Origin of the sequence: Shewanella fidelis ATCC BAA-318 (assembly GCF_000518605.1) — a bacterium.
GTDB classification, from domain to species: Bacteria; Pseudomonadota; Gammaproteobacteria; order Enterobacterales; family Shewanellaceae; genus Shewanella; species Shewanella fidelis.
Genome location: NZ_JADX01000021.1, coordinates 16510 through 27826, shown reverse-complemented (window position 1 = coordinate 27826; position 11317 = coordinate 16510). Strand labels below are relative to the sequence as shown.

Sequence of the window (11317 nt, the reverse complement as noted above, 5' to 3'; positions counted from 1 at the left end):
TGGTGTTACAACAGCACGATTTCATGCTTTTAATTGTTGGTTTAGAGGGGGAGGGCTAAAAGATTAGGCGTGCATAGCACGCCTCGTTAGCTAATATCGACTTCAACTTCATCTGTAAAAATTGCTTCAATGGGGATTGCAAAAAGTCGTGCTACTTTAAATGCTAAAGGTAAGCTCGGGTCATACTTTCCCTTTTCAATAGCGTTGATTGTCTGACGTGACACTTCAAGCTTTTCGGCTAAATCTGCTTGAGTCCAGTCACGCTCAGCTCTGAGCACCTTTAGGCGGTTTTTCATCGGTAATTAATCCTTCCCTTAATAATGCCAAACATATAAGTCAACGCCATTAGAGCAATGAGGTATGCTGCGTTTAATGTTGGCACGATAGCGCTATTTGCCAAAATTGAATAGCTAGAAAAAAAGATAATGGTTACCCCTACAGATAAAGCCAGTGCGTCGAACTGAACTTTACGCTCCATTTCATCTAACTGCACCAGAAAATGACGATAGCTGACTAACATAAAGATCCCAATAAGGCTGTGCAGGCTAAATAGCATAGTGACGATGCCAGTGCTTAGCGATTGGTTTTCGATGAGGTATGTACTGAGCAAGAGAGTACCAGCCCAAAGTAGCGCTAATAGATTGACTCGGTTAGCATTTTTTAGGTCTCGTTTGGGTAAACCTTTTGCGCATATTGCTTCAATGATTTTCATTGTGGTAGCTCCTTATCTCGTTTGTTCAAACCTTACCAATGTAAAGTAAGCTTGACCTAAACTTAGGTCTAACTATAACCAAAGTCAAGTTTGTTTTACTTATTGTAGTTATAGCTTTACTTTTTAGGTGGAGTTCTTACTTGTAGGTGGGTAGTGATACTGTAAAATGCGATAGCGAGTTGCTAGAAGTAAAAAAAAAATCCCAGCTAAAGCTGGGATTTTTACAAGTAAGTATGCAAGGTTAAATTATTAACTCTTAGCGTTTATACGTTTGGTCCAGCACCTTTGATTGAGTCAGGCACTTGATATTTTTCAAAATTAGCCTCAAAACTTTCGGCTAAATGCTGAGCAAACTCTGCATATTTTGCTTTGTCTTCCCATGTGTTTACAGGGTTAAGCAATTTGCTATCTACGCCAGAAACAGCCACAGGCACATGCAGATTAAGCTTTTCAAGGTACTCGGTTTCCACATCTTTTAGTTCACCTGACACGATTGCGTCTACAATTGCGCGAGTAGTTGGAATATCGAAGCGCTTACCGATACCATGCGGGCCGCCTGTCCAGCCAGTATTAACTAGGTAAACTTGGCTGCCGAACGATTCGATACGTTTCATCAGCAGCTCGGCATAAACTCCTGCTGGGCGAGGGAAGAATGGCGCGCCAAAACAGGTAGAGAAGGTTGATTGAATAGCTGCTGTAGAGCCCATTTCAGTTGAACCTACTTTCGCTGTATAACCTGATAAAAAGTGATAAGCCGCTTGCTCTTTAGTTAGCTTAGATACTGGTGGAAGAACACCTGACACATCACAAGTTAAAAACACGACTGCATGAGGCTCAGCTCCGCAGTTATCAAGCTTGCGTTGGCTAATATGTTCTAGTGGATAAGCTGCTCGAGTGTTTTCAGTTAAACTTGAGTCATTGTAGTCTGGTACGCGATTTTCATCGGTAACAACATTTTCCAATACAGTGCCAAAACGGATGGCATCCCAAATCACCGGCTCATTTTTCTGGCTTAGGTCGATACATTTGGCGTAGCAACCCCCTTCAATGTTGAATACACCACCCGGTGCCCAGCCGTGTTCATCATCGCCGATAAGAAAACGTTTAGGATCTGCTGATAGCGTAGTTTTGCCTGTACCTGAAAGACCAAAAAATAGCGTGGTATCGCCGTTTTCACCGACGTTGGCCGAGCAGTGCATTGGCAGAACGCCTTTAGCTGGTAGTAGGAAATTCTGCACCGAGAACATAGACTTTTTCATTTCGCCAGCATATTTAAGTCCTGCTAGCAGAACTTTACGCTCAGCAAAATTGATAATCACAGTAGCATCTGAATGAGTGCCGTCGCGCTCAGGGATACATTCAAACTCAGGTGCGTTCATGATCTGCCATACTGGTTTATCAGCGGCATTAAACTCTTGTGGCACGATGAAAAGATTACGAGCAAATAACTGATGCCAAGCGTACTGGGTGGTGACTTTTACTGGTTGATAATGCTCTTTGCTTGCACCGACTTCTAGCTCAGAGACAAAAATGTCTTTATCAGCTAGATAAGTCTCAACCCGGTCCCAAAGTGCATTAAAAGCATCGGCTTCGAAAGGCTTGTTGACTGCTCCCCATTCAATCTCTGCTTCTGAGCTTGGCTCTTTCACAATAAAGCGGTCATTGGGTGAGCGGCCTGAACGAGCACCGGTTTTGGCGACTAGCGCCCCATTTGCTGTTAATTCGCCTTCACCACGAGCTAGTGCAAGCTCAACTAGCTGGCCTGTAGAAAGGTTGCGGTACTCGCGGGTTGATCCATCCGCCATAGGTAAGGTCTCCATCTTTGAGGTCATAGTCTATTGCTGATCTTTAATGCCAGCTTTGTTAGTCGATTGTAACTTATACAGCCACTAAAGTGTGCTGTAGTTCAAAAAAAATGCGAAAAAGTGACTCAAGGTAATAATTGTGGTTTTGAAACTGTGTTTGACGGTGAGTACTAGGGGCAATATGGAAATAAAAAAGGCGCCATGAAAGGCGCCTTGTTAAACTCAATAACCTTGCTTACTGAGTGACAGAATTGCTTGGTGAGTTGGCATAGATAGCTTCAATATCGATTGAGTCGAAAACATAGGTGCTGTTGCAGTATTCGCAACCCATTTCAACTTTACCTTGCTCTGCAATAATCGCGTCGACCTCTGCTTTTGCCACGGTGCGAATAGCTTTCGCACTACGCTCTTTTGAACAAGTACATTTGAAGCTAACTGCTACAGGCTCGTATAGGCGCACGTCTTCTTCGTGATATAAGCGGTGAAGCACGTCTTGCGCTTCAAGAGTAAACAGTTCTTCCTGCTTAACCGTTTCAGTCAGAATCGATAAATGCTCGAATTCGTCATTGTGCTCGCCATCAGTAGGTAATACTTGTAAGAACATACCTGCAGCTTGCTTAGTATCCGCAAACAGCTTGATTTTAGTTGGTAGTTGTTCAGACTGTTGGAAATAATCTTCTAAACACTCAGCTAACGTTTCTTTTTCTAGGCCAACAACACCTTGGTAGCGCTCACCGTCGTCAGGGGTAAGAGTGATAACCATATAACCCTTGCCAAACATTTGTTGCAAGCTCGCATCATCGCTAATGTCACCTTGCCAGCGTGATACACCGCGCAGTTGTTGTAGGTTATTACCGTTAATGACTGCAAGTGATACTGGACCGTCACCTTGTAATTGCACGCTGATATCGCCGCTAAATTTTAATGTAGCGGTTAATAGTGAGGTTGATGCCATTAACTCACCCAATATTTTTTGGATGGCTAGCGGATAGTCATGGGCTGAAATGACTTCTTGATAGCTGCTTTCGAGCTGCACTAGCTCTCCACGAACGCTGGCGTTTTCGAAAAGGTAGCGGTATAAATTGTCTTTACTCATATTCTCTGTCATAACAGTTTTCCAATTTTTAGCTTTCTTTAAAGCGTATAATTTGACGACGTTGTTTCTTATCAGGCTTTTGTGCCGGTGCCGGATTATTAAGAATGTTCAAGCGTCGTTGCTCGGCATAGACTTCTCGCTTGGCTATGCTTTGCGGTGTTTCTTCATAAAGGGTTTGCGCAATAGACCCTTTCTGGCGATATTCAGATAATTTTTTTATGACGATCTCTTTTTCGTCATGTCCTTGCCGTAATCTAATTGTGGCACCCACTTCAGCAAATTTACTCGATTTAGTACGTTGGCCGTTGTAGTGTACTTTGCCACCATTGATCATCTCTTTTGAGATAGCACGGGTTTTATAAAAACGTGCTGCCCAAAGCCATTTATCAAGCCGAACTTTGAACACTTGTTGTTCGTTATCGCTCATGAACGACTCCAGTAGTAAATTAAGCATAGGTAAAGTAGGGGGAACTTCACAAGCTCAGCAAGAATATACAAAACTTTACGCTCTTACTGGCAAAATAGTGGCAAGCCTCACACCCTTTTAAGGCGCGTAAAGTTAGCATATTTGACCAAATATCGCCAACATTGCTGCTGTTATGGGCTTGTTGCAATACGCTGTGTGGGGTAGCATGAGTCAGGTTCCAAAAAATTACTATAAACAGAACAGAGACCTGTGTATAAGGTCCACTTAAATATGGATTTATTAGATAAATTTTTAACTAAAGCGGCAGGAGTGCCCCAAAAGCCCGTCAGCACAGCGGTATTCAGTCTAGGAGTATTGATTGCTCTTTACTTGCTTGCGCAGATGACTTGGAAGCTAATTCCTAATGACTCGGCCACCACGCGCTGGGTTCCAACGCCTGTTTCAACTAGTGCGCCAGGGCAAGTTAATATTCTTGGTCTGCAGCAACTTTCATTATTCGGCAAAGTCGATGCCGAGGGGGCTAAACCGAAAGCGGCACCCGTAGAAGAAATCATTACCGATGCACCTAAAACGTCTCTTTCTATCCAGCTAACTGGTGTTGTGGCATCAACGACTGAAAAGAAAGGGCTTGCGGTTATCGCTTCAAGTGGTAGCCAAGATACATATAGTCTGGGTGACAAGATCAAAGGTACGTCAGCATCACTCAAAGAGGTATATGCTGATCGTATCATTATTACCAATAGTGGCCGTTACGAGACCTTAATGCTTGATGGTCTAGAGTACAGTACTAGTGGTGCTGCTAACCAGCAATTACAACAAGCCAAAAGCGTATCGAAAGGCAAAACGATTGATAATCGCAGCAATCGAGCAGTAGCGGCCGAACTGAGCCAGTCACGAGAAGAGATATTAGCGGATCCAAGTAAGATCACTGACTATTTATCTATTTCACCGGTTAAAAGTGGTGGTGAGCTTGCCGGCTATCGCCTTAATCCAGGAAAAGATAGGGAACTGTTTAAGCAAGCTGGTTTCAAAGCAAACGATTTAGCCAAATCAATTAACGGTTATGACCTGACGGATATGGGGCAAGCGTTAGAGGTTATGGCTCAACTACCAGATATGACAGAAGTCGCGTTAATGGTAGAGCGAGAAGGTCAGCTAATAGAGATAATGTTTAGCCTACCAGAGTAATCAGCGCAGAGATAACAATAGAATTTGCGGTAATACCAAATTGGTATTCACGGCAACGAAAGGGTTTAGGGGAAGTATAACAATGAATAATAAGCGGATTAGACGCAGACTAATCGCCAGTATGGTTATGGGGGCTTCACTGCTAGCACCACAACTCGCTTGGTCTGAACAATATGCGGCTAACTTTAAGGGCACGGATATCCAAGAGTTTATCAATATTGTTGGTAAAAACTTGAACCGGACTATTATTGTCGACCCTACCGTTCGCGGTAAAATTAATGTACGTAGCTACGATCTGCTTAACGACGAACAATACTACCAATTCTTCCTTAATGTGCTGCAAGTATATGGTTATGCGGTTGTCGAAATGGACAACAACATCATCAAGGTAATTAAAGATAAAGATGCTAAAACCGCATCTATCCGAGTCGCTGACGATAATGCTCCTGGCTTGGGAGATGAGATGGTTACTCGTATCGTGGCGCTTTACAATACTGAAGCTAAGCAGCTGGCACCACTACTACGCCAGTTAAATGATAATGCTGGCGGCGGTAACGTTGTTAACTATGACCCCTCAAATGTGCTGATGATTTCTGGCCGCGCAGCTGTTGTTAATAAGCTAGTTGAAATTGTGCGTCGCGTTGATAAGCAAGGTGATACAGAAGTCGAAGTAGTAAAACTTGAGTTTGCTTCTGCTGGTGAGATCGTACGTATTGTTGATACCCTTTATCGTTCAACAGCTAATCAAGCACAAATGCCGGGGCAAGCGCCTAAAGTGGTTGCTGATGAGCGCACTAACGCGGTTGTAGTAAGTGGTGACGAAAAGAGTCGCGAGCGTGTTGTTAAGTTAATTAGAAACCTCGATGCTGAACAAGCCAATACCGGTAACACTAAAGTTCGCTACTTGCGCTATGCCAAGGCAGAAGACTTAGTTGAAGTTTTGACTGGGTTTGCTGAGCAGTTAGCAGAAGATAAAGGCGCGCCGCAAGCGGGTGGTGGCGCCAAGCGCCGCAATGACATTAATATTATGGCGCACACCGATACTAACGCCCTAGTTATTAGTGCCGAACCTGATCAGATGCGCACTATTGAAAGCGTGATAAACCAGCTCGATATTCGTCGTGCACAGGTATTGGTTGAAGCAATTATCGTTGAAGTTGCAGAGGGCGATGATGTTGGTTTTGGTGTGCAGTGGGCAACCGAAGCTGGCGGTGGTACTCAGTTTAATAACTTAGGCCCGACCATCGGTGAAATTGGCGCAGGTATTTGGCAAGCTCAGGGGGAAGAAGGCTCAACAGTTTGTAATGACGGTACTTGTACTGAAAACCCAGATACTCGAGGTGACATTACATTACTTGCCCAGGCATTGGGTAAAGTGAATGGTATGGCGTGGGGCGTAGCCATGGGTGACTTTGGCGCACTTATTCAAGCTGTTTCAAGCGACACTAAATCAAACGTACTTGCAACACCATCGATCACTACGTTAGATAACCAAGAAGCTTCGTTTATTGTGGGTGACGAAGTCCCTATTTTGACCGGTAGTCAAAACTCAAGTAATGGCAATAGCAATCCATTCCAAACCGTTGAACGTAAGGAAGTGGGCGTTAAGCTTAAAGTTGTTCCGCAAATTAACGAAGGTACTTCAGTTAAGTTAACCATTGAACAAGAAGTCTCAGGTATTAATGGTAAAACCGGTGTTGACGTAACTTTTGCCACCCGACGTTTAACGACAACTGTAATGGCTGATTCAGGCCAAATCGTCGTGTTAGGTGGCTTGATCAATGAAGAAGTACAAGAGTCGGTGCAAAAAGTACCATTCTTAGGCGATATTCCAATTATTGGTCATCTATTTAAGTCATCTTCAAGTGGTAAAAAGAAGAAAAACTTAATGGTATTTATCAAGCCAACCATTATCCGTGACGGTATTACCATGGAAGGCATTGCTGGCCGCAAATATAACTACTTCCGCGCACTGCAGCTTGAGCAGCAAGAGCGAGGTGTTAACTTGATGCCAAATACAGAAGTTCCAATTTTAGAAGAGTGGAATCAAGAAGAATACTTACCGGATGACGTTAATGAAGTGCTTAACCGTTACAAAGAGGGTAAAGGTTTAGACACTAAGATGCGTGAGACTGATCCGACGCTAAAGAGCATCTCAAATAGTAAGACAGATGATGCTGAAGCAGCCGCAACCGATAAAGATGCTGCCGATGAGTGATAATTTAGTTCCCGCGGATGAAGAGCTAGCCAAGGTATCGAATGAGCTTGGCTTAGTCTCAGAAGAGGAAGCCGATCAGGTTTTCCATTCTAGTAGCAAAGAGCGTTTGCCCTTTGCTTTCGCACATCGCTTTAAAGTGGCGCTAGCGGCTGACGATAATGAGCTGTTGTCGTTATATCATGTGCAAAGTACCCCGTTGAGTGCGTTACTTGAGGTTCGTCGTTACTGTGGTAAAGAACTACCTTTGATTAAGCTGGAAGATGGTGCATTTGAGGCAAAGCTTACTCAAGCGTACCAAGCTAATTCATCAGAAGCACAGCAGATGATGGAAGATATCGGTAATGAGATGGATCTGTTCACCCTTGCTGAAGAGCTGCCACAAACCGAAGATCTACTCGAAGGTGATGATGATGCGCCTATCATTAAATTAATCAATGCCTTGCTGTCAGAAGCGATTAAAGAAGAAGCGTCAGATATCCATATCGAAACCTACGAAAAGCAGTTAGTCGTACGTTTCCGTGTTGACGGTATTTTAAAAGAGGTTCTTAAGCCTAACCGCAAATTATCATCGCTACTGGTATCACGTATTAAGGTAATGGCGCGCCTTGATATTGCAGAAAAACGCGTACCTCAAGATGGTCGTATTTCACTGCGTATCGCAGGCCGAGCTGTTGATGTGCGTGTATCAACCATGCCATCAAGCCATGGTGAGCGTGTCGTGCTGCGTCTATTAGATAAAAATGCCGGTAACTTAGATCTACAGCAACTCGGTATGACAGACTCTGTGCGTCATCAGTTTGATGAGCTGATCCGCAGACCACATGGCATTATTTTGGTGACCGGTCCAACCGGTTCGGGTAAGAGTACGACCTTGTACGCAGGTCTTACAGAGATTAACTCTAAAGATACCAATATTCTCACCGTAGAAGATCCTATCGAATATGAGTTGGAAGGGATAGGTCAGACTCAAGTTAACACTAAGGTTGATATGACTTTTGCCCGTGGTCTACGTGCTATTCTACGTCAAGATCCAGATGTGGTAATGATTGGTGAGATCCGTGATTTAGAAACCGCACAAATTGCTGTGCAGGCCTCACTAACTGGTCATATGGTTATTTCAACTCTGCATACCAATACTGCATCCGGTGCTATTACTCGTCTGCAAGATATGGGCGTTGAGCCTTTCCTTGTCTCTTCAAGTTTACTTGGGGTGTTGGCACAGCGTCTGATCCGTACTTTATGCCCAAGCTGTAAAGAAGAACACGTGCCGGATAATCGCGAACGAGAGCTGCTTGGTATAAGCAGTGACGATCCACGTACCATTTTCCGGGCTAAAGGTTGTCAGAGTTGTGGGCATAACGGTTACCGAGGTCGTACCGGTATCCATGAGTTATTAGTCGTTGATGATAACGTGCGTGAATTGATCCATACCGGTCGCGGTGAGCTGGCAATTGAGAAGTATATTCGTCAATCAGTACCAAGTATTCGTCATGACGGTATGAGTAAAGTGCTTGCGGGTAAAACGACCCTTGAAGAAGTGCTGCGTGTCACTCGCGAGGAGTAAGTCATGCCAGCATTTGAATATAAAGCATTAGATAAAACCGGCAAACAAAAGAAAGGCGTTGTTGAAGCAGATACCGCAAGACACGCCCGCACCCAGCTTAGAGAGCAGCGGTTAATGCCGCTTGAGATCACGCCAGTGGTCGAAAAAGAAAGCAAGACCAAGTCTGCTGGCTTTAGCTTTTTTAAGCGCGGAATATCGACGGCCGAATTGGCATTGATTACTCGCCAAATCGCAACCTTAGTTGCAGCTGGCTTGCCTGTTGAAGAAGCATTAAAGGCGGTGGGGCAACAGTGTGAAAAGGACCGTCTAGCCAGTATGGTGATGGCTGTACGTTCAAGGGTTGTTGAAGGTTATAGTCTTGCTGACTCAATGGCAGAGTTTCCGCATATTTTCGATGAGCTGTATCGGGCAATGGTGGCGTCAGGTGAAAAATCTGGCCATTTGGAGGTGGTGCTTAATCGTCTTGCGGATTACACCGAACGTCGTCAGCAGCTTAAGAGTAAAATGACTCAAGCAATGATCTACCCTATCGTGCTAACTGTTGTAGCGATTGGTGTTATTGCCATTTTGCTTGCGGCAGTTGTGCCTCAGGTTGTGGGGCAGTTTGAGCATATGGGGCAAGAACTACCTTGGACAACCGAGCTGTTAATTGCTTCATCCGATTTTATTCGCGATTACGGTTTAATGATTTTAGGTGTACTAATAGGTTTGTTTGTTATTGCGAAACGTTTATTGGTTTTGCCAAAAAATCGCATGAAATACGACAGTATGTTGTTACGACTGCCGGTTATTAGCAAGGTAAGTAAAAGCTTAAATACAGCGCGTTTTGCGCGTACCTTAAGTATTTTAACGGCCAGCTCTGTACCTTTACTGGATGCAATGCGGATCGCAAGCGATGTATTGGTAAACGTAAAAGTGAAAGCTGCGGTTGAAGAAGCCACGATGCGCGTGCGTGAGGGCACAAGTTTAGGGGCTGCGTTGGCTAATACTAAACTTTTCCCGCCGATGATGCTCTATATGATCACCTCTGGTGAAAAAAGTGGTCAACTTGAGCAGATGCTTGAGCGTGCTGCTGATAACCAAGACCGAGAGTTTGAGTCGAATGTGACAATTGCTTTAGGGGTATTTGAACCTATGCTGGTCGTGAGTATGGCTGCTGTGGTTCTGTTTATTGTTCTCGCAATTCTTCAGCCTATTTTGGCGCTGAATAATATGATTAGTGGTTAATGCTCAATTGCTAATTGAAGCATGAGATTTTTAGTTTAAGGAATTTGTAAATGCAAACACGTAACAAGCAAAAAGGTTTTACTCTTTTAGAAGTCATGGTGGTTATCGTGATTTTGGGTATTTTGGCCTCTATGGTTGTGCCAAACCTAATGGGTAACAAAGATAAAGCTGACCAACAAAAAGCTGTTTCTGACATCGTGGCATTAGAAAATGCATTGGATATGTACAAGTTAGATAACAGCGTATATCCAACTACAGAACAAGGTCTAGAAGCCTTAGTACAAAAGCCAACAATCTCACCTGAGCCACGCAACTACCGTGCAGATGGTTATGTTAAGCGTTTACCACAAGATCCATGGCGCAATGACTATCTATTACTAAGTCCAGGTGAAAATGGCAAATTAGATATCTTCAGTGCAGGCCCTGATGGCCAACCAGGTACTGAAGATGATATCGGTAACTGGAATCTACAGAACTTCCAGTAAATGGTATTTTCGCGCGTGAACGTTAGTCGCCAAACGGGCTTCACCTTAATGGAGGTGTTGCTCGTTGTTTTGCTTATGGGACTAGCAGCAACCGCTGTCACCCTTGGGATGAGCGGAGCAAGTAAAGAGAAGGCGCTTGAGCGCTCAGCGCAGCAATTTATGATGGCCACAGAAATGGTGCTGGATGAAACAGTACTCAGTGGCCATTTTGTTGGCATTGTGGTCGAAGACACTGGCTATAAATATGTGTATTACGACGAGGGTAAATGGAAGCCATTAGAGCAAGATAGACTATTGGCTGAAAGACAAATGGACCCCGGAGTTGAGTTGGTACTGGTACTTGACGGTTTACCTTTGGTGCAAGAGGACGAAGAACAAGACTCTTGGTTTGACGAGCCGTTAATTGAAAAGTCTGCAGAAGATAAAAAAAAGTTTCCTGAACCGCAAATTTTACTGTTTCCAAGCGGTGAGATGAGTGCGTTTGAGCTGGCCTTTGTCAGTGAAGATGAAATGCAACAAGACATAGAGGTCGTTGTATTTGGTGATGCGCTTGGGCGTTTGCGCATGGGTTTTGAAGATGAAGAAGTCTTATAGC

At 44.0% G+C, this 11317-nt stretch carries 11 protein-coding genes; 6 read left to right on the top strand and 5 right to left on the bottom strand.

The window, feature by feature from the left end; translation table 11 throughout:
* Window positions 1-86: 86 nt before the first annotated feature.
* The 5 genes from L884_RS0111060 to hslR form a co-directional block, all read right to left on the bottom strand.
* Entirely contained in the window at window positions 87-296 is a 210-nt protein-coding gene (locus L884_RS0111060; RefSeq protein ID WP_028767572.1) for a helix-turn-helix transcriptional regulator, read from the bottom strand.
* Window positions 293-712, bottom strand: coding sequence for a hypothetical protein (locus L884_RS0111055; RefSeq protein ID WP_028767571.1), 420 nt, complete (start codon window positions 710-712; stop codon window positions 293-295). The genes L884_RS0111060 and L884_RS0111055 overlap by 4 nt, the downstream gene beginning before the upstream one ends.
* A 263-nt stretch (window positions 713-975) precedes the next feature.
* Window positions 976-2517 (bottom strand): phosphoenolpyruvate carboxykinase, encoded by a 1542-nt coding sequence (locus L884_RS0111050; protein WP_028767570.1) that lies wholly within the window; start codon window positions 2515-2517, stop codon window positions 976-978.
* A gap of 235 nt (window positions 2518-2752) precedes the next feature.
* Window positions 2753-3613: an Hsp33 family molecular chaperone HslO gene (hslO, locus tag L884_RS0111045; protein ID WP_028767569.1), complete on the bottom strand. Its 861-nt coding sequence runs from the start codon at window positions 3611-3613 to the stop codon at window positions 2753-2755.
* Between the two features lie 28 nt (window positions 3614-3641).
* Window positions 3642-4040 carry a ribosome-associated heat shock protein Hsp15 gene (gene hslR, locus L884_RS0111040; protein WP_028767568.1) on the bottom strand — a complete coding sequence of 133 codons (399 nt, stop codon included), beginning with the start codon at window positions 4038-4040 and terminating at the stop codon, window positions 3642-3644.
* Between the two features lie 270 nt (window positions 4041-4310).
* On the opposite strand from hslR, the gene gspC reads away from it, so the two are divergent.
* The 6 genes from gspC to L884_RS0111010 all read left to right on the top strand — a co-directional run bounded on the left by gspC (window position 4311) and on the right by L884_RS0111010 (window position 11316).
* Window positions 4311-5228, top strand: coding sequence for a type II secretion system protein GspC (gene gspC / locus L884_RS0111035; RefSeq protein ID WP_028767567.1), 918 nt, complete (start codon window positions 4311-4313; stop codon window positions 5226-5228).
* A gap of 82 nt (window positions 5229-5310) precedes the next feature.
* Window positions 5311-7446 carry a type II secretion system secretin GspD gene (gene gspD / locus L884_RS0111030; protein ID WP_028767566.1) on the top strand — a complete coding sequence of 712 codons (2136 nt, stop codon included), beginning with the start codon at window positions 5311-5313 and terminating at the stop codon, window positions 7444-7446.
* Window positions 7439-9010 (top strand): type II secretion system ATPase GspE, encoded by a 1572-nt coding sequence (gspE, locus tag L884_RS0111025; protein ID WP_028767565.1) that lies wholly within the window; start codon window positions 7439-7441, stop codon window positions 9008-9010. The genes gspD and gspE overlap by 8 nt, the downstream gene beginning before the upstream one ends.
* 3 nt (window positions 9011-9013) lie before the next feature.
* Window positions 9014-10237 (top strand): type II secretion system inner membrane protein GspF, encoded by a 1224-nt coding sequence (gene gspF / locus L884_RS0111020; protein WP_028767564.1) that lies wholly within the window; start codon window positions 9014-9016, stop codon window positions 10235-10237.
* Between the two features lie 50 nt (window positions 10238-10287).
* Window positions 10288-10722: a type II secretion system major pseudopilin GspG gene (gspG, locus tag L884_RS0111015; protein WP_028767563.1), complete on the top strand. Its 435-nt coding sequence runs from the start codon at window positions 10288-10290 to the stop codon at window positions 10720-10722.
* Window positions 10723-10770: 48 nt separating this feature from the next.
* Complete coding sequence (locus L884_RS0111010) at window positions 10771-11316, top strand: GspH/FimT family pseudopilin (protein WP_037410825.1); 546 nt, start codon at window positions 10771-10773, stop codon at window positions 11314-11316.
* Window position 11317: the final 1 nt, after the last annotated feature.

Excerpts from the sequence above, each read along its gene's own strand:
- L884_RS0111060 (WP_028767572.1), bottom strand. The coding sequence starts at position 296 with ATGAAAAACCGCCTAAAGGTGCTCAGAGCTGAGCGTGACTGGACTCAA.
- L884_RS0111055 (WP_028767571.1), bottom strand. The coding sequence starts at position 712 with ATGAAAATCATTGAAGCAATATGCGCAAAAGGTTTACCCAAACGAGAC.
- L884_RS0111050 (WP_028767570.1), bottom strand. The coding sequence starts at position 2,517 with ATGGCGGATGGATCAACCCGCGAGTACCGCAACCTTTCTACAGGCCAG.
- hslO (WP_028767569.1), bottom strand. The coding sequence starts at position 3,613 with ATGAGTAAAGACAATTTATACCGCTACCTTTTCGAAAACGCCAGCGTT.
- hslR (WP_028767568.1), bottom strand. The coding sequence starts at position 4,040 with ATGAGCGATAACGAACAACAAGTGTTCAAAGTTCGGCTTGATAAATGG.
- gspC (WP_028767567.1), top strand. The coding sequence starts at position 4,311 with ATGGATTTATTAGATAAATTTTTAACTAAAGCGGCAGGAGTGCCCCAA.
- gspD (WP_028767566.1), top strand. The coding sequence starts at position 5,311 with ATGAATAATAAGCGGATTAGACGCAGACTAATCGCCAGTATGGTTATG.
- gspE (WP_028767565.1), top strand. The coding sequence starts at position 7,439 with ATGAGTGATAATTTAGTTCCCGCGGATGAAGAGCTAGCCAAGGTATCG.
- gspF (WP_028767564.1), top strand. The coding sequence starts at position 9,014 with ATGCCAGCATTTGAATATAAAGCATTAGATAAAACCGGCAAACAAAAG.
- gspG (WP_028767563.1), top strand. The coding sequence starts at position 10,288 with ATGCAAACACGTAACAAGCAAAAAGGTTTTACTCTTTTAGAAGTCATG.
- L884_RS0111010 (WP_037410825.1), top strand. The coding sequence starts at position 10,771 with ATGGAGGTGTTGCTCGTTGTTTTGCTTATGGGACTAGCAGCAACCGCT.